The sequence below is a fragment of the Erysipelothrix amsterdamensis genome (genome assembly GCF_940143175.1).
Classification (GTDB): Bacteria; Bacillota_I; Bacilli_A; order Erysipelotrichales; family Erysipelotrichaceae; genus Erysipelothrix; species Erysipelothrix amsterdamensis.
Genome location: NZ_OW659496.1, coordinates 1392374 through 1409636, shown reverse-complemented (window position 1 = coordinate 1409636; position 17263 = coordinate 1392374). Strand labels below are relative to the sequence as shown.

The following is a 17263-nucleotide window of genomic DNA, read 5'->3' as shown; positions in this document are numbered from 1 at the left end:
TTATGCGCCTTTAACCAAATCAAAGGCTTTTTGAGTTATGGTATCCATAATAGAACCACGTGTTTCTTCTTTTACATCTTGTGCAGACAAAGCATGATTCAAGTCATTGACAACATCAAAGGACTTATTACCAATCATTGTTTCCATCAGTGTTTTGACGACTTTAACGCCTGTATCAACACTGAGTTGTGAAGTGATAGATTGAATGATCACATCAAAAAATTGATTTCCTTGTTTACTATCAGTTTTCGTGAAATGAGAAAGGGCTTGGTTCATCAGATTCTGGACTAAATCTTCTTGACCTGTCTTCTTCAATATCTCCGTAACCATTGCGGAAGGATTACTTGCTAGACCCATCAAGGACTTCACATCGAAGTTATCCATCAAAGCATCTGTTGTTTCATCCTGCGGTAAAAATTGCTTTACTAAATCTTTTAAATTTGCCATATTGGTCTCCTTGTTTTATTTATTATAACGGATTAAAACATGAACAATGAGTGAAAAGCTTGAAAAATGATGAAATTATTACCCATCCTTTGTTTACAATCTCCTAGTTAAACAAAATATTGGTATAATAGAATTAATATTTGAGGGGATATTTATGAAGAAGACAACACATATTTGGTTTTTTCTTGCAGTGCTTTCAGGAGGTTTTACTTGGCTTATAATACCGGAAAGAATGATTACAGGATTTTACTTCGCAATCATCTTTTTAAGTTTAGGCTTTATTCCGCAAGGAGTTTTTGAACTCAAGATGGAATATGGGACGCAAGATCCATGGTATCACGAAGCAACGTTAAAAGCTGTTCTGCTTTTCATCGCCTATAAAAACCGAAATATAACGACATATCGTGAATTGGGAACACTCGTTCTTGTTTTCTGGGTGTTATGGGTTACATATAAAAAACTCTTTGGGATTCGCATTGAGTATCGACGTAAACGTCGTGCAGAAACACATTCGTCTCGGGAACTTAAATTACCCCGTAAAGATCAGATGCATAATGATCATTCAGCATCGCTTTGTGAACCAGATTCTCATCACCCAGATCTTGAACGTCTCATGCATCAGTTCGTTTTGGAATATCAAGACTTATCATCATCGAGTTTGATTCATATTGGACGACTTTATGCGTATCATGAAGCGAAAGGCTTGGATGAATTTCCACTCCATCAACTCGTTGTAACCATCGCACTTGCACATAAGAAAACGAAAGATTTGGAGAGCTTTAATCGTGCGATTGAATGGAATGATATTTTAAGGTTCTTAAAGCGGAATTTGAATAAAGATGTATACCGTGAATTTCAAAAAACATACCACTCACATCAAAATGATTTTGAATACAGACAAGCATTTATTATGTGTGATGTTTCAAGTTTTTCCTTATTGAATGAAATCCTAACCAACAACCATGATGGAAAACGCTATCTTACGCAGCATAGCCTCACCAATCAAATCTTAGTTTCTACGTTTGTCGCTTATGCGATTAATGCCATTTTTATAATGGATCGTATGGGTAAACACATCTATTCCACATCGGATTTGGGCGTTTTTCTTTTAGAAAATTATAAAACCGAAAAGCCTCTTGATACGATATGTGCACAAAGGAAGCGTGAATTATTGGAACTGTTTTGTGATGCATTACCCGGTGTAACGGAGCATTATTTAGGAATCGTTCTTGAATCGTTTTTTGAAAAACAAAAGCCATTGACCTGGGATTATCAGACAACAGCAGATTTGGACTTGTTTGCGAATATGACGAAACAAGTGACCGATAAGGTTTTAGAAGATTCCAAACAAGCATCTACCATTGCATTTGAATGGGCGATGATGATGAAGCATTCATCGAAGCTTACTTCCGTTTCGCTGTGGGATTTATTACGCTTTTCGACAACACTCTCGTCATTTGAGACCTTGTATCTTAAAGAATGGCAAGAAAACGCATTGAACCCTTAAAATTAAGATGATTATCAAAGACGACAGAAATAAAACTTGTTATAATGAGGAAGATTAAGGAGGACTTATATGCGAAAATTTAGATTTAAATGGCTTCTTTTAGTCAGTGCACTTGTTTATGCGTATTATTCATTTTTCTATAAGTCACCCGAAACAGGGATTCCAATTGCATTTTTCGCGGTTTTACTCTCGTGGTTCTTTCTAGAATGTTATTTTGAATTTTTATATAAAAAACGTAAATTAACATTTAAATTCAGTGAACGGATGATCATCGGAGCGTCCTCGATTTTGATAATGATCGGGATTACTGGCGGTAATTTGGCGATGCTCTCACGCTATCATCTTGTAATATTCACCAGTCTATGGCTTGGCCTACTAATACTCAGTGCGGTGTATTTATTACGCCATGTGGAGATTGACCCACGTACACGGGTTCTCAATATGTTTGTAGATCAAATGAATCATGTTTCAGAATTTGGTCTGCAACGCATGCATGCGCTTTATCAAGCGATGGTTTTAACTGCACCGAATTTCCCCATTGATAATCTTGTATTAACCCTCTATGCTGACCTTATTCAATACGATCATCTTGAGATTGAGATACCTTCTCAGAAATTAGAACACTTTATCCGTCACAACGTTCCCCAAAATCAAATTATAGAACTTTTGAATCATCATACACTTGAAAATCATTTCGAAGGGATTCAAGCAAGTATCGAGAAAACATTGAAAGATGTTCTTGAAGATGGAACGTTTGCAGTTACAGGTGTATCCCCAATCTATATGCTGGTTGTTTTTGCCTATACCTTTAATGAGATTCTGATTGTTAATCGTTCAGGTTTGGATGTATATGCTTATCAAGTTCAAAGCGCCGAGAACACATCGAAACAAGCACCTTATCATAAACTGATTCAACGAAAAGATGCGTTTGGCATTTTACGTTTATTGCGTGAAAAGTCTATAGAGTAAAACCGGTCAGGCATAGTCTTTACATAATAATAAACCCCCTTATTCACTTACGTGCTGAATAGGGGGGTTTATAATTGAGAACTTGACGGTTTATTTTTGCTTATAAACCAATATAATTTCGCGATCATAATGCTTTGCCGTCCAACCCGCTAAACGCTCACGAGAGGTACGGTTTGCATGGGAATGACCAAGATACTCAATTTCATCTTGATTAATAAATAATTCCATCTGTTTTAAGGCATCCAATGGTTCTTCGTCTAAACCATTGTGGTCATGAAAAACTTTAGTTTTAATCATAAAACCTCCTCTAAGATTGCTGATTAATCGTTCTTATAATATTCTCAATACAACGCAACATTTCTCGCAATGCTTCCTTTGCTTCTGCAATATTTCCTTGAATTAAGAAATCAGCATAAAGATTATCAAAGAAGTAATGTGAAATGATATGAAACGGTTTAGGATCAATTAAGTTTGGCCTGCTTTGATTGAAGGTCTCCAGTTCACATTCAAATTGACGTGCTAAATCTTTTACATGGGCAAGATTTGCTTCAGCGGACTCAATTTTATGATATTTTGTGTATGTCATATAATAATTTCCGCTTAAAAGATCCAACAAGCCCCAATTTGAAGCACCATCCATCGTTGAGAGTGCATTTTCAAGTGCTCTCTTTAAATTATTACCTACACGCATGAGTTCATCACTAAGATTTTGTTGCATGAGAATCACCCCTTATAAAGGTATTATACCATAAGATTTTTGCTGTTATTCACACAACATTGTGAAGATATTGTTAAAGTAGGAACAGGAGGTTCGAATGGAAAATTTCAAAACGATACGCAATCGACGTGATGACCGTTCCTATAAGTGGATGGAGATGGACAAAAGTGCTCCACATCACGGTGACGATGCGTTCCCTTTTACCGTAGCAGATGTTGATTTCTTTCATCCTAAAGCATTAACAGAAGGATTGAAAAACTATCTTGAGGATATGGTTTTTGGTTATACTGCACCAAGTAATGCGTATTATGATGCTGTTATTCGTTGGTATCAAAGACGCCACCAATGGCATCTGAAACAAGAATGGATTCTTCAAGCACCCGGTGTTGTTGTAGCGATTAATAATGTGCTCAAGGCTTTTACCCAAGCAGGAGACGGTGTCATGATTATGACGCCAGTCTATTATCCCTTTAAGCGTAGTATTGAAAATTTAAATCGCAAGCTTGTTGAGACAAAACTTGTGGAAGTGGATGATGTCATGGTGATTGATTTCAAGGATTTTGAGGCAAAGGCTTCAGATGAAAATACGAAAGTGCTTTTATTATGCAGTCCGCATAATCCAGTTGGGCGTGTATGGAGTCATCATGAGCTAAGTCGCATTGAAGCAATTTGCGCGAAACATAATGTTTTAGTGTTTGCAGATGAGATTCACGGTGATTTGATCATGCCAGGCTATACCTTTATTCCGTATGCATCATTAAGCGATAAAGCCTGCAGTCATACGATTACGTTTGCTTCCGCAAGTAAGTCGTTTAATCTTGCAGGGCTTCAAAATGCACATGTGATTATTGCCTCAAAATCGTTAAGAGATCAGTATCAAGAACATGTTTCTCGTGACGGTGGTTCGTTAAGCACCAATATTTTAGGCTTGGCAGCAACACAAATTGCTTATACTGAGTGTGAATCTTGGTTTGATGAATTTGTAGCGCTAATTGCTGAGAATCATAAACTAGTTCGCGATTTTGTACAGAAAGAACAGCTTCCCATTCGTGTTTTCCCACTCGAAGGAACTTATCTTCAGTGGCTTGATTTCCGAGATGTTGGTTTTTCTGAAGAAGTATTAGTAGAAAGATTGAAAGAGCACGATGTGTTTTTAAGTAGTGGGTCAAAATTTGGAGATTCTGGCGATGGGTTTATGCGTATGAATCTCGCTTGTCCTCAGTCAATTCTCAAGGCTGGACTGAAGCGAATCCAATCTGCAATTCAAGAGTGATGAATTCATCACTCTTTTTATGTATAATAAGAGAAAGATTGGAGTTTTATATGAAAAATATTGTTGTTATTGGAGGCGGTCCATCGGGGATGATGGCTGCAATTTCTGCTAAGAAAAATCATCCTCAAGCACATGTTATTTTACTTGAACGAAACGAACGATTAGGTAAGAAATTACGGATGACCGGAGGAGGTCGTTGTAATGTTACGGCAAATGTTAGCAATGAAGAGGTTATTAAACATGTACCCAAAAACGGAAAGTTTTTGTTTTCAAGTTTAACAAATTTTAACCCTCAAAGCATTCAGTCCTTTTTCCCTGAAAATGGTTGTCCTCTAAAAATTGAAGATCATCATCGTGTGTTTCCGGAAAGTAATAAGTCGCAAGATATCGTCGATGCATTAAATCGTAAACTTCTAAATTCAGATGTTGAAGTTCATTTACATGCTTTTGTAACAGGGATTGATACAGGAAGTCAGGTTGTTCTTACTGAGACACGAAAATTCCAATACGATCATCTAATTCTTGCAACAGGAAGTCGTACACTTCCTGGAACGGGTTCGGATGGAAACGGTTATGAACTTTCTAAATCACTGGGTCACTCAATTACAGATCTTGTTCCTGCAGAAGTTCCTCTGGTTTCTAATGATCTTTTTGTTCAAGAGAAAACGTTACAAGGTTTATCGTTTCATGATGTAACGGTTCACGTGTATAAGGGTACTAAGATTAAACACAGTATTACTCATGATCTTTTGTTTACGCATTTTGGAATCTCGGGCCCTGCAGCACTACGTGCAAGTTTTTATGTGATGCGTATCTTAGATAAAGAAAATCCTGTAAATTTAAGTATTGATTTTTTACCGAAGATTTCGTTAGAGCAATTACAAGCTCAAGAAGACTGGGAAGCGTTTGTTCAAGAACAAGGAATTCCGAAACGATTGCTTGCTTATTTTAAAACATTCTGCAAAGGAGACCATGAAGTTCTTCAAACGCTAAAAAAATTCCCGATGACAGTTTATGCTACTCGCGGATTTGCTCATGCATTTGTGACGAACGGTGGTGTGAATCTAAAAGAAATTGATCCTAAAACGATGCGTTCTAAGATTAATCCCACGATTTCCTTCTGTGGTGAATTGATGGATTATAATGCATATACAGGTGGATTCAACATTACATCAGCATTTTCAACGGGTTATACAGCAGGACTTTTTGCACTTGAAGATTAGTACACTACGGTGTACTTTTTCTTTGTTCATTAAAAGTATTGTAAAGGACAGTATATAGGTACAATATCAATTCATTCCATGCTATTATTATAGAAAAGGAGGCCGTATGTCACAACAAAATCAAAATCAGGAGAAGCATGGTGCACCTGTACCATCTGTTGATCAGACACAAACCTTTTTACCCAATGAATCAAATAAGAATCGAACTCGTTGGATTATCGTATTATTGATTCTTGGTTTTATTTCAGTAGGGGGTTATTTTCTTTGGGATCACGTTTACCGTATCATCAAAATTGACCCATTTGAGAATGTGAATGTTCGGTTTCAAGGTGATGGTGAAGGTGCGACGGGCTTTATTGAAATCAATAAGAAGTTAATTGAATCAGATCCGCAACTGAATCGTGTTCATAAGGCAATTAAGTATTCTCTTGAACCAAATGAAAATTTAAAAATTGGAGATCGTGTTGTTTTGAAGGCGAAGGTACCAGAATCTACGCAACGTTTCATGGATTCAAATAAACTCGTATTTACGGTTACAGAGAAAGTGTTTGTCGTCCAAGAAATTCATAATGAAGTTGTTTTCGACCCTTTTGACGGTTTTAAGTTGAGATTTAGTGGTTCCAATGGCGAAGGTGTTGCGGAGATGGATACATCCGGAATTACCTTAGCTGATGATATGATGACGGAGTTGTTTTCGATGCTTGAATACTCGATTGTGAATCCCAGTGATTTGTCGATTGGTGATTCCGTAACCGTGACAGTTAAACCTTCGACTGCGGGTAAGACGTTTATGTTAGAACATAGAATTATGCTAGCACAAACAAGTATGGCTTTTGATGTCGATACCTTGGCTAAAGTACCTAAAAATACTGACCAAATTAATAATCTCGATGTGCTTCGTGTTGAAGCTAAGAAACGCGTCGAGGAGACTATTAATTCTGATGTAGGTGAGGTTTATGTATGTTATGGTATTCTCCCTAAGAACATTGCGAATGCACGTGATCGAGATTCTCAGCAAGCGTATGTGAATGGAACGCTAATGTTTGTTTACCAATATGAGTACAATAACCGAATGTTTGCGATTGCTTCAGGTTATACGAATTTGATGTTGGAAGGTGATCGAATTGATGAGTCGATGTTGATGCCAATGCAACCAGTCTCAAATCAACAGTCACTAGAAAATGTATTGCTGGAACTCCAAGATAATAACCTTACATGTTCACCAACTTCTTAATGCCTTCGGGCATTTTTTTTTGCACGAGCGGTTTTGATTTAAGATTGATTAATGAAATTCGATGCTATACTTGTCGTCGAAAGGAGTTAACAATGAAAATCAAAGCACTATTATTGATGTTTTTTTGTGCAATACTTGTAGTCCCTATCGCGGCAGATGAGGGGATGGATGAAGCTGCACGCCAACATTTACGAGATAAATACACGATTCCAGCCGATAGTTTTAGGCCGGTAATTCAACTATTTGAAGATGGATCGCAATCATTTGTTTGTGATAAAGTTGAATTGGACTATTACTATACGCTTTTACAAGATGATTTGGATGAGGGGATTGATAATTACCAAAACTACGCTTACATTATTGATACAGCGCGCGAAGAGCCTGTAATTCGTACCAATCGATATGATATGCGAGGAATCTTGCGTAAACAGATGATTGCAATGCCTCAATTAGATGTAACTCGTCCAAAAAGACTTCCATTTAAAATTAGAAGTCTTAAGAAAGATGAAGGTTTGACCCAATGGTATATTGATGTAAATGATGATTATCGCGGGGTTCAAAAAGATGGAAAGGGTACGGTTAACTACGATATTTATTTGAGTCCTTTTCATATCGAAAATTATGAGCACAACAATCTAATTTTTAATGAACTGGTTGATGTAACGATTTCTGTCATACGTGCTCAAGATGGCAAAGAACCCGAGATAAAACGGTATACCTTAACAAAGTCGAAACCTAAAATCACATTTGTTGGAGGCCGAATTGAAGTCAGTCATGAACAAGGAATGAAACATATTCGTTTGGTTGATGATGGATCATTTGGCTATGGTCAACTTAAATTTGAGGTGGAAGGAAGCGGTGCTTCGATAACAAAAGACCCAAGCAAACCTTTAAACGATTTACCAATGGGTTTAAGAGCTCGATTTGATATGTTTGATTCAAAGCGTATGCCTACCAATTTTTCTCAGTTGGATGAAGTTCGTATTTTAGAAGAGCATAACACTCCAAGAGGAACGATGGTTCACCATGTTTACAGCAATGACCGTAACTATGGATGTAGTTTAACGGATTTAAAACAGAAACATGATAAGTATGTAGATTCGATTGTAAATCGGATGGTGACACGATTCAAGCAACTTGATGAAAGCAGTAAACAAAGTTTATTCAAAAAACATGACGTTAAAACAAGTCAAGATTTGGCGGATTTAATGGAGCATTACGACCTTAATATTTACCCTTTTGAACTGATTAATAAGTTTCCGCAACAGGAATCATCAAAGCACGTGATAAAGGATGTTGAGGAATCAACTGAGATAAGTTCAAAAGAAGTAAAAGTTCCTGTAGAGAAAATCCAGTCTGATAATCAACAGCAATCAGACTTAAGCTCTGAAAAAACAAAAGACCTGCAAACTGAACATCTACCAGATAACGTTACATTAGATGCTTCAAAACCAAGCGAGTCCAAGTCTATACAAATAGGGCCGATAAAGGACACAGAGCAAATAATGGAGAAAAATCATGGCATGCAGACAGAATCTTCGTTTTCAAATACCGTAACAAATGAGCCCAAACCAAGTGCTTCAAAAACATTCGTTTCTACCCAAGTAGAGCCGAACAAAGAGATAAAATTGATATCATCTTCAATGGATATGAAAATGAAGCGGTTGATTCAAAATGAGGAGGTCATGCCTGAGAGTCAATCACATCTCGAACAACTATTGCCTAAATTTAGACCATTTGAGTCGCTAGTTAATAAAGATGGAATCGTAACAACCCAACAGGATAATTCTGAACCTATATTGATGCGAAGTCCTAGGTGCGTAGACTCTAAGCCTGCGGATAAAACACATGATTCCTTAATGTATCATGTAGTTAAAGAAGACAAAGATATGGACGTTAATACAAGTAGTTCACAGGCATTAAAACAAAGTATACCGCAAGATGTGGAAAGTCCTGTTCAAATGAACTTGATGCATAAGCAGGCGGTAGAACATTTAAATGATCCAAATCATCAGGACTTAGAAGCACAAGCGCTTCTTTCACATGAAGCCCAAAAGGTCACTGAATATTCAAAGAATACAAAAGACGATCTAAAACCGCTTCACAGTAAGCCAAAATATCTACCGGCAACCGGAGTGACTGAGCAATCATCATGGTTACTCGGATCTTTACTTTGCATTCTCGGAATCCTATTCCGTCATAAACGATAAAAAAAAGACCCAGGAATGAACTGCTCCCTGTCAAGTAGACAGGTGAAATAAATAAAATATCCAAGATGATTTATCACTTTATGATGAATCATCTTTTTTATGCTACAAGTGACTGCATTTGTTTTTCTCTAATGTTTGACCAGTAAGCTTCAATCTTCTTGTTAGTTGGAATCGCGTAGACTACAGGTGTCTCTGTTCCTAGCGCTTCAGTTCGAACCATCATTGGTGTTTTGTTTTTGAAGCGTTTCTGAAGTCTCTTGTTGTTATAAAAATCAATATACACTTCAATTGCTTTCTTCAATTCGCTTCTTGTACTGAATTCATTAGGGTAGTACATTTCTGATTTGATTGTTCCCCAAAATCCTTCCATAGGACCATTATCAATACAATGTCCCACTCTAGACATACTTTGCATCACTCCTTGATCTTCTAGCTGTTTCCTAAATGCCCTACTTGTGTATTGGAATCCGCGGTCACTGTGAAATAAAGGTTTTGCCTCTGGATATCTCGCGATAGCTTTATGATAAGTATCAAACACAAGTTGATTATTGTTCCGATCACTTATTTGATACGCCACAACACTTAAATCATAAAGATCAATAATCGCACTGAGATATAGTTTCTTACTTGAACCTTTAATCTTAAATTCTGTGACGTCTGTCAGCCATTTTTCATTCGGTTTTGCGGCAAAGAAATTTCGATTTAAAATATTTTCAGCTGTGATTTCAGGAGTGCTTCGTGAATATTTTTTAGACTTTTGACGAATCACTGATTTCACCCCTAGCATCTTCATGAGTCTATGAATCCTCTTCGAGTTATATTGAACGCTATTCAACTCATTGATCCAATCCGTCATGCGTCGATAGCCTAAGATATGTCCAAATAGTTCATCATAATCAAGAATGAGATTGCAAAGCTCATGATTTTCAATTTCATTGCTTGTTTCAACACGATGCGTCCATTTATAATAACTACTTCTTGCGATTTTAAGTACCTTACACATCCACTGAATACTCCAGCCATGTTTATGATGTAGTTCCTGCACTGCGAGATACTTTACTTCTTGTTTTGCTTTGGAGAATATCGCCCCCTTTCGATTTCCTTCACTTTTTTTAATAGAATGTTCTCGCGTTCTTTCAGTTCGAGTTGTCTTTCAAGTAGTTTTACTTTACGTTCTAAACGTTCTTCATTACTAAGTTGATCTTCTTGTTTTCGCTTGCCACGTTTATCAAGAAGACCATCATCTCCCAATTCGTTATACTTTTTCACCCACTGATAAACCTGAGCATAAGAAAGTTCATAGCGCTCAGCAGTCCCCTTATAATCGTAGTCATGTTCAATACAATATGCGACAATTTCCTGACGCTCCTCAATTGTTGTTTTTCTACCTTTTGTCATATAGACTTCTCCTTTAGGATCGTAATCCTTTATAGTTTCAAGTCTATTATACTTTTTTATCCATCCGCGCAAAACCTCATGGGAACTTATACCATATTTAATACTAATATCTTTAAGAGAACCTGCGCCTTCAAGATAATCCCTAATTGCGGATTCCTTGAGCTCTTTCGAATAACTTTTGTTTCGATCTTTATCTGAAAAAACTTCAATACCATAAGTTTGATACTTTTTCACCCAACTACGTAATGTACTAGAATCAATAGATAATTCTTCAGCTATTTCTGGTGCACCTTTTATGCCATTCAAATATTCATTAATTGCTTGTTCTTTTATTTCGGCTGGATATTTATTCTTTCTCCCCATAGAAAAAGCTCCTCCTTTTTTGTAGTGCCCGATTTTATTTATTTCGGGTGTCTACTTTAAGGGGAGCTTATCAGAAGCAGGGTCTTTTTCATTTATTATATTATGTGTACTTTCTACTAAGACGGGATATAGTAGGAAGTATTGCGCTTACTGATAGCGATGTAATTAAGGAAGAGCGACGTAAACGTCTATCTGCTATCATATCTAAACCTTAATTATATCGGAGAATTAAGGCTTAGATGACCTTCTACGATTGAAAGCCGGTAGAAGGGCACTGAATTGTGATAAAGGAGAAATTACAAGTTGTAAGACACAGATTCAGTGTAATATTTGGAGAAATGTTTATACGAACGATTTGTGGAGCCTCCGTATAAATTTATTATTTTTATTAAGCAGCTAATACTGAAGTAAGGTATTCAGCGATTTCTGCATCTTGACAGCTTGCAAAGAATAATTCTTTGAATTCAGGGTAGTCAATTGTTTCTTTTAAGAAGTCTTGATCGATTTCTTTAAGAATTTTGATTAATGGTTGGTGTGTAACTTCTTTAACACCATCTAAGATTTTTTTGTTGCGTTGTTCAGGGATAACGCGATCTTTAGGATATCCACCACCAAATGATTCTGAGAATAATTTTTCGAATGTGTAGTTAAGGTTTAATTCTCCACCCCAACCGAATCCTTGTGCAAATGGCATTGCAATACAGTTACCATCATTTACTTGACCGAATAGGTAAGCGTCTAATGGGTTTGTAACGTGTCCGCAAAGTACATTTGGGAATGAGTTACATGCTAACATAGCACCTTGACCTGTTCCACAACCTGTAACAACAAAGTCTACTGCTTTTGTAGTTAATAAGATTGAAGCAAGAAGACCGTTTTTAACATATGTTAATTGGTGTTCTTGTTCACCGTTGTACATACCGTAGTTTACAACTGTGTGTCCAGCTTTTTCAGCTTCTTGTGTTAATGATGCTAAGATAATTCCGTTTTTAGCAGCTTGTGAGTTTTCGTTAATTAATGCGATTTTCATATTAAATCCTCTTTCTAATAACCCACGTGGTGTGTCCACCACGTGGCGTTCGATACATCATTTAAATGTTTAATCTATGCTGGTTGTTTACCAATATAAGCTAAGATACCACCGTCAACGTAAAGGATGTGTCCGTTTACGAAGTCTGATGCTTCTGAAGCTAAGAATACAGCAGGTCCCATTAAATCTTCTGGTTTACCCCAACGTGCAGCTGGTGTTTTTGAAATAATGAAGCTGTTGAATGGATGTCCATCAACGCGTAATGGAGCTGTTTGAGGTGTTTCAATATAACCAGGTCCAATTCCATTACATTGAATATTGTGTTCACCGTATTCTGATGCAATATTCTTAGTAAGCATTTTTAAACCACCTTTAGCAGCAGCATAAGCACTTACTGTTTCACGTCCAAGTTCACTCATCATTGAACAGATGTTAATGATTTTACCGTGACCTTTTTCGATCATTGAAGGAAGTACAGCTTTTGACATAATGAATGGTCCGTTAAGGTCGATGTCAATAACTTGACGCCAATCTTCAACTGACATTTCGATCATTGGTACACGTTTGATGATTCCTGCATTGTTTACAAGAATATCGATTGTTCCAACTTCTGTTTCAATTTGTTTGATCATTGCTGATACTTGTTCTTCATTTGTTACGTCACATACATAACCATGAGCTTTAATGCCTTCTGCTTCGTATGCTGCAAGTCCTTTGTTTACAAGGTCTTGATTAATATCGTTAAATACGATTGTTGCGCCTGCTTCAGCATATCCTTGAGCTAAAGCAAAACCAATTCCGTATGATGCTCCTGTTACAAGAGCGATTTTTCCGTCTAAACGGAAGTTTTCCATTTTAAAGTTACTCATATTTAATTCCTTTCCTATCGTTGTACACGACCTGAACCGTCACCTTTAGCAAGTGTTTCCACTTCCTGAACAGTAACACGGTTGTAATCACCCTCTACAGAGTGTTTTAGACAGCTTGCTGCTGTAGCAAACTCAATTGCATCTTGCGGTGCATAATCATTGAGCATTGAATAAATTAATCCAGCACCAAATGAATCGCCACCACCAACGCGGTCTACAATACGAACGTTATATTTCTTTGAGAAATATGCTTGATCGCCTGTATAAAGCATTGTTGACCAATTGTTATCACTTGCAGAGATGCTTTCACGTAATGTGATTGCAACTGCTTTAAAGTTAAAGCGCTCGTTAAGTTGTTTCGCAACATCAATATAACCATCATGGTTGATTTCACCTGTTGTGATATCTGTGTTTGAAGCTGAAATTCCAAATACATCGTGTGAATCTTCTTCGTTTGCGATGACAACATCAACATACTCCATTAATTCACCCATTGTTTTATTTGCTTGTTCATTACTCCATAACTTCTTACGGAAGTTAAGATCACAACTCACAGTTAAACCGTGTTTTTTAGCTGCTTTTGCAGCTTGTAATGTAATTTCGGCTACGTTTTCACCTAAAGCAGGTGTGATTCCTGTTGTATGGAACCAATCGTATCCTTCAAAAATTGCATCCCAATCAAAATCTTCGGGTTTTGCTTCAGCGATTGCGGAATGTGCACGGTCATAAACAACTTGACTTGCACGTTGTGAAGCACCTTTTTCCAAGAAGTAGATACCAACACGATCACCACCACGTGTGATCTTGCTTGTATCGACACCATAACGACGTAAATCATTAACAGCGTTTTGTCCAATTGCATGGGTTGGTAATTTTGTTACAAATGCTGCGTCCACTCCAAAGTTTGAAAGTGAAACAGCAACGTTTGCTTCGCCACCACCGTAAGTCGCTTGATATCGATCAGCTTGCGAGAAACGGAGGTAACCTTCTGGAGCAAGACGAAGCATAATTTCTCCAAATGTAATTACTTTTTTCATTTAAATACCCTCTCTACATCTTCACGTCAGGATTAATCAAATGAATGGCAAATCCTGCGATTTCTTTATCTAAGTATGCAAAGTTGATTTTGTTTGTTTTCTTGTTGCGAGTAATTGTATCCTCTACAACATGGATGCCTTTTTTCTCTAATTGATACAGAGCACGTTCTGGGTAAGGGGTGTAAATTCCAAAGTGTCCGTGTTCACCACGTCCAACTGAGTTTAGGAATTCAAAACCACGACCTGCGAAATGACTCTTAGGTTTTCCATAATACTTAAATCCAAACAAATTACATAATACTTCAGCATTTTCTTTGGCTTCTTCACTAGTGTTGTTATTGAAACCAATATGAATTAATTCATATGATAACAATGCATCCACTGCTTCACGACTAAGGCGTTCAACGGTATCCCAATCTTTAGCTGCAATCGCATCAGCAGGTAACATGAAGCTACCACCAATAGCATTAATGCAAGGTAAAGCTAAGTAATCATGCATGTTCTTAGCATTAATTCCGCCTGTTGGCATAAATGTAATGTCAGCATACGGTGCACTGAGGTCTTTGATCTTCTTAGCTCCACCACTTGATTCTGCAGGGAAGAACTTAACGTTTGTCAATCCGTAAGAGATTGCTGTTTCAAGTTCTGATGCTGTAGAAATCCCAGGTAGTACAAGAACATCATTTTCAACACACCATTTCACAACGTCATGATTAAATCCAGGTGTTACAATGAACTGTGCCCCAGCCTTGATTGCAGTTTCGGCTTGGGAAACTGATGAGACAGTACCCGCTCCAATTAACATATCTGGTAATTCTTTAGCGATGATTTCGATTCCGGGTAACGCAAATTCACTTCGGAATGTGATTTCCATACAATCGATGCCACCGTTATAAAGTGCTTGTGCCATTGGCAATGCATCTTCGATTTCAGTTATTTTAACTACGGGAACGATACCGATTTTTTCAACTCTATTTAAAACTTCACTCATATAGTAGTCTCCCTTTTATTTTGACCAATGTCCAGTCGGTCTCTAGCAAACCAGCTAAGACAATAATAGGCGAGTAAACCGGTTTTGTCAACTGGTTTACTAAAAAAATAAAGTTTCGCCTATATATAAGGACTGAATTGTGAAAAAAATGATAATTTCACATGAAAGCGGTTAGATTTATTAAAAAAAACCGTTGACATGACAAAAATCAAGGGCTATAATGCGTATGTCCAGTAAACCAGTTTATAAACGTTTTTCAAGGAGGTACTTACATGGAAAAGCATATTAAGCAAGTGACCATTGAGCCAATCCGCGATATTGATATTTTCAAGAATGCAACACTGCTTACAAAAGAAGAAGTGAAGCAAGCAATTGAAGATACCATTAAGAAGATTGATCTCAATATGGAGCACATTGGTGAGCGCTTCCCATGGTCAGCAACAAAAGATCTGAAATATCCGATCATCGATAATATCGAATGGACAGACGGATTTTGGACTGGTCTATTGTGGTTGGCGTATGAATACACAGGTGATGAGAAGTATCGTGAGCTCGCAGATAAAAATGTTGATTCTTTCCACCACCGTGTTGTAAATGATATTGAAATTGATCACCATGATCTTGGATTCTTATATTCATTATCATGTGTGGCAAGTTACAAACTAACAGGTTCTGAAAAAGCGAAAGAAGCGGCTATTTTAGCGGCTGATAAGCTCATTACCCGTTGGCAAGAAAAAGGTGAGTTTATACAAGCCTGGGGCGAGTATAACAATCCTGAGCATTACCGTTTCATTATTGATTGCTTATTGAACATCCCATTATTATATTGGGCAACAGAAGTTACGGGTGATGACAAATATGCGAATATCGCAGAGCGTCATTTCTATACGAGCTGTCAATACGTAATTCGTGATGATGCAAGTGCGTTCCACACATTCTACATGGATCCTGAAACAGGTGGTCCAGTACGTGGTGCTACACGTCAAGGTTATAACGATGAGTCATCCTGGGCACGAGGCCAAGCTTGGGGTGTTTATGGAATTCCATTAAACTACCGTTATACACATGAAGATGAAGTGTTCCCACTACACGAAGGAATGACAAATTATTTCTTAAACCGTTTACCAAAAGATTTCGTATGTTATTGGGATCTCATCTTTACAGATGGTGATGATCAATCACGCGATTCAAGTGCTGCAGCAATTGCAGTATGTGGTATGCTAGAAATGATCAAATATATGAAGAATGATGAACTTAAAACTGTGTATGAGGGAGCATCACACACAATCTTAAGATCGTTGATTGACAACTATACAAAAACAACACATGAACCAGGAAATCCAGTGCTTTATCACGGTGTCTATTCATGGCACAGTGGAAAAGGTGTGGATGAAGGAAACATCTGGGGCGACTACTATTATTTAGAAGCTCTGATGCGTCTTTATAAAGACTGGGAATTGTATTGGTAAGAAAGAGGTAAATTATGAGTACTCCAAATATTGTAATGACACGTATCGATGAACGTCTCGTTCACGGTCAAGGTCAGCTTTGGATTAAATCACTTGGCGTTAACACCGTTATCGTGGCAAATGATGAAGCTGCACAAGATGTCATGGCTCAGACTCTCATGAAAACTGTAATTCCAAAATCAGTTGCAATGCGTTTCTTCCCCGTTGACAAAGTTATCGAAGTTATTCATAAAGCGTCACCACAACAAACAATTTTCTTGATTGTTAAGGATACAAAAGATGCTTTACGTTTAGTTGAAGGTGGTGTTCCAATTTCAGAGATCAATATTGGAAACATTCACAATTGTGAAGGCAAAGAAAAAGTCACACGTTCAATCTTCTTAGGTGAAGAGGATAAAGACTGCCTCAGAAAAATGGTAGCGAAAGACATTACTTTCAATACTCAAACAACACCTAATGGTGGAGACGGTGCAGCACCAGTTGACATCCGTAAATATATTTAAGCATTAAGGCAATAACTATTTA

Annotated in this window: 17 protein-coding genes; 8 read left to right on the top strand and 9 right to left on the bottom strand. The window is 37.3% G+C overall.

The genetic code is table 11. The features are described from left to right. The gene (locus NMG63_RS06745) at positions 1 to 447 is read right to left on the bottom strand and encodes a hypothetical protein (protein ID WP_254006748.1); all 447 of its coding nucleotides are present in this window, start codon (positions 445 to 447) and stop codon (positions 1 to 3) included. Positions 448 to 601: 154 nt separating this feature from the next. Here NMG63_RS06745 and NMG63_RS06740 point away from each other — a divergent pair, with 154 nt between their 5' ends. Continuing rightward, on the top strand, positions 602 to 1954 hold the full coding sequence (locus tag NMG63_RS06740; protein WP_254006747.1) for a hypothetical protein: 1353 nt from the start codon (positions 602 to 604) through the stop codon (positions 1952 to 1954). A 69-nt stretch (positions 1955 to 2023) separates the two neighbouring features. Continuing rightward, complete coding sequence (locus NMG63_RS06735) at positions 2024 to 2923, top strand: hypothetical protein (RefSeq protein ID WP_123171232.1); 900 nt, start codon at positions 2024 to 2026, stop codon at positions 2921 to 2923. A 90-nt stretch (positions 2924 to 3013) separates the two neighbouring features. Here the strand turns inward: NMG63_RS06735 and NMG63_RS06730 are convergent, their stop codons facing one another. Together NMG63_RS06730 and NMG63_RS06725 are read right to left on the bottom strand one after the other, a co-directional pair. After that, positions 3014 to 3220 (bottom strand): hypothetical protein, encoded by a 207-nt coding sequence (locus NMG63_RS06730; RefSeq protein WP_123171233.1) that lies wholly within the window; start codon positions 3218 to 3220, stop codon positions 3014 to 3016. A gap of 10 nt (positions 3221 to 3230) precedes the next feature. After that, positions 3231 to 3641, bottom strand: a complete 411-nt coding sequence (locus NMG63_RS06725; protein ID WP_254006746.1) for a hypothetical protein — start codon at positions 3639 to 3641, stop codon at positions 3231 to 3233. 97 nt (positions 3642 to 3738) lie between these two features. Between NMG63_RS06725 and NMG63_RS06720 the strand changes: the two genes are divergently transcribed. The 4 genes from NMG63_RS06720 to NMG63_RS06705 all read left to right on the top strand — a co-directional run bounded on the left by NMG63_RS06720 (position 3739) and on the right by NMG63_RS06705 (position 9581). After that, complete coding sequence (locus NMG63_RS06720) at positions 3739 to 4914, top strand: MalY/PatB family protein (protein ID WP_254006745.1); 1176 nt, start codon at positions 3739 to 3741, stop codon at positions 4912 to 4914. Positions 4915 to 4964: 50 nt separating this feature from the next. After that, a complete protein-coding gene (locus NMG63_RS06715) occupies positions 4965 to 6137 on the top strand; it encodes a BaiN/RdsA family NAD(P)/FAD-dependent oxidoreductase (protein ID WP_123171235.1) in 1173 nt (390 codons plus the stop codon). Between the two features lie 106 nt (positions 6138 to 6243). After that, positions 6244 to 7371 carry a hypothetical protein gene (locus NMG63_RS06710; protein ID WP_123171236.1) on the top strand — a complete coding sequence of 376 codons (1128 nt, stop codon included), beginning with the start codon at positions 6244 to 6246 and terminating at the stop codon, positions 7369 to 7371. 92 nt (positions 7372 to 7463) lie between these two features. After that, positions 7464 to 9581, top strand: a complete 2118-nt coding sequence (locus NMG63_RS06705) for a hypothetical protein (RefSeq protein ID WP_254006744.1) — start codon at positions 7464 to 7466, stop codon at positions 9579 to 9581. Positions 9582 to 9678: 97 nt separating this feature from the next. On the opposite strand, the gene NMG63_RS06700 is transcribed toward NMG63_RS06705, so the two are convergent. The 6 genes from NMG63_RS06700 to NMG63_RS06675 all read right to left on the bottom strand — a co-directional run bounded on the left by NMG63_RS06700 (position 9679) and on the right by NMG63_RS06675 (position 15269). Beyond that, a complete protein-coding gene (locus tag NMG63_RS06700) occupies positions 9679 to 10665 on the bottom strand; it encodes an IS3 family transposase (RefSeq protein WP_254007443.1) in 987 nt (328 codons plus the stop codon). Further along, complete coding sequence (locus NMG63_RS06695; RefSeq protein ID WP_254006375.1) at positions 10638 to 11342, bottom strand: helix-turn-helix domain-containing protein; 705 nt, start codon at positions 11340 to 11342, stop codon at positions 10638 to 10640. The genes NMG63_RS06700 and NMG63_RS06695 overlap by 28 nt, the downstream gene beginning before the upstream one ends. Before the next feature lie 388 nt (positions 11343 to 11730). Beyond that, positions 11731 to 12372: an RpiB/LacA/LacB family sugar-phosphate isomerase gene (locus NMG63_RS06690; protein ID WP_013853184.1), complete on the bottom strand. Its 642-nt coding sequence runs from the start codon at positions 12370 to 12372 to the stop codon at positions 11731 to 11733. A 74-nt stretch (positions 12373 to 12446) separates the two neighbouring features. After that, the gene (locus NMG63_RS06685) at positions 12447 to 13241 is read right to left on the bottom strand and encodes a gluconate 5-dehydrogenase (protein WP_254006743.1); all 795 of its coding nucleotides are present in this window, start codon (positions 13239 to 13241) and stop codon (positions 12447 to 12449) included. Positions 13242 to 13255: 14 nt separating this feature from the next. Continuing rightward, the gene (locus NMG63_RS06680; RefSeq protein ID WP_254006742.1) at positions 13256 to 14278 is read right to left on the bottom strand and encodes a sugar kinase; all 1023 of its coding nucleotides are present in this window, start codon (positions 14276 to 14278) and stop codon (positions 13256 to 13258) included. 13 nt (positions 14279 to 14291) lie between these two features. Then, complete coding sequence (locus NMG63_RS06675; protein WP_123171239.1) at positions 14292 to 15269, bottom strand: bifunctional 4-hydroxy-2-oxoglutarate aldolase/2-dehydro-3-deoxy-phosphogluconate aldolase; 978 nt, start codon at positions 15267 to 15269, stop codon at positions 14292 to 14294. Between the two features lie 272 nt (positions 15270 to 15541). Here NMG63_RS06675 and NMG63_RS06670 point away from each other — a divergent pair, with 272 nt between their 5' ends. Together NMG63_RS06670 and NMG63_RS06665 are read left to right on the top strand one after the other, a co-directional pair. Next, positions 15542 to 16738 carry a glycoside hydrolase family 88 protein gene (locus NMG63_RS06670; RefSeq protein ID WP_013853183.1) on the top strand — a complete coding sequence of 399 codons (1197 nt, stop codon included), beginning with the start codon at positions 15542 to 15544 and terminating at the stop codon, positions 16736 to 16738. Positions 16739 to 16752: 14 nt separating this feature from the next. Next, positions 16753 to 17241: a PTS sugar transporter subunit IIB gene (locus tag NMG63_RS06665; RefSeq protein WP_123171240.1), complete on the top strand. Its 489-nt coding sequence runs from the start codon at positions 16753 to 16755 to the stop codon at positions 17239 to 17241. The last annotated feature ends 22 nt before the right edge of the window (positions 17242 to 17263 follow it).

What these genes read in the sequence shown, in the direction of transcription:
- NMG63_RS06730 (WP_123171233.1), bottom strand. Translation starts at nt 3,220, where the DNA reads ATGATTAAAACTAAAGTTTTTCATGACCACAATGGTTTAGACGAAGAA.
- NMG63_RS06690 (WP_013853184.1), bottom strand. Translation starts at nt 12,372, where the DNA reads ATGAAAATCGCATTAATTAACGAAAACTCACAAGCTGCTAAAAACGGA.
- NMG63_RS06665 (WP_123171240.1), top strand. Translation starts at nt 16,753, where the DNA reads ATGAGTACTCCAAATATTGTAATGACACGTATCGATGAACGTCTCGTT.
- NMG63_RS06695 (WP_254006375.1), bottom strand. Translation starts at nt 11,342, where the DNA reads ATGGGGAGAAAGAATAAATATCCAGCCGAAATAAAAGAACAAGCAATT.
- NMG63_RS06745 (WP_254006748.1), bottom strand. Translation starts at nt 447, where the DNA reads ATGGCAAATTTAAAAGATTTAGTAAAGCAATTTTTACCGCAGGATGAA.
- NMG63_RS06675 (WP_123171239.1), bottom strand. Translation starts at nt 15,269, where the DNA reads ATGAGTGAAGTTTTAAATAGAGTTGAAAAAATCGGTATCGTTCCCGTA.
- NMG63_RS06715 (WP_123171235.1), top strand. Translation starts at nt 4,965, where the DNA reads ATGAAAAATATTGTTGTTATTGGAGGCGGTCCATCGGGGATGATGGCT.
- NMG63_RS06670 (WP_013853183.1), top strand. Translation starts at nt 15,542, where the DNA reads ATGGAAAAGCATATTAAGCAAGTGACCATTGAGCCAATCCGCGATATT.
- NMG63_RS06710 (WP_123171236.1), top strand. Translation starts at nt 6,244, where the DNA reads ATGTCACAACAAAATCAAAATCAGGAGAAGCATGGTGCACCTGTACCA.
- NMG63_RS06740 (WP_254006747.1), top strand. Translation starts at nt 602, where the DNA reads ATGAAGAAGACAACACATATTTGGTTTTTTCTTGCAGTGCTTTCAGGA.
- NMG63_RS06680 (WP_254006742.1), bottom strand. Translation starts at nt 14,278, where the DNA reads ATGAAAAAAGTAATTACATTTGGAGAAATTATGCTTCGTCTTGCTCCA.
- NMG63_RS06735 (WP_123171232.1), top strand. Translation starts at nt 2,024, where the DNA reads ATGCGAAAATTTAGATTTAAATGGCTTCTTTTAGTCAGTGCACTTGTT.
- NMG63_RS06725 (WP_254006746.1), bottom strand. Translation starts at nt 3,641, where the DNA reads ATGCAACAAAATCTTAGTGATGAACTCATGCGTGTAGGTAATAATTTA.
- NMG63_RS06720 (WP_254006745.1), top strand. Translation starts at nt 3,739, where the DNA reads ATGGAAAATTTCAAAACGATACGCAATCGACGTGATGACCGTTCCTAT.
- NMG63_RS06685 (WP_254006743.1), bottom strand. Translation starts at nt 13,241, where the DNA reads ATGAGTAACTTTAAAATGGAAAACTTCCGTTTAGACGGAAAAATCGCT.
- NMG63_RS06705 (WP_254006744.1), top strand. Translation starts at nt 7,464, where the DNA reads ATGAAAATCAAAGCACTATTATTGATGTTTTTTTGTGCAATACTTGTA.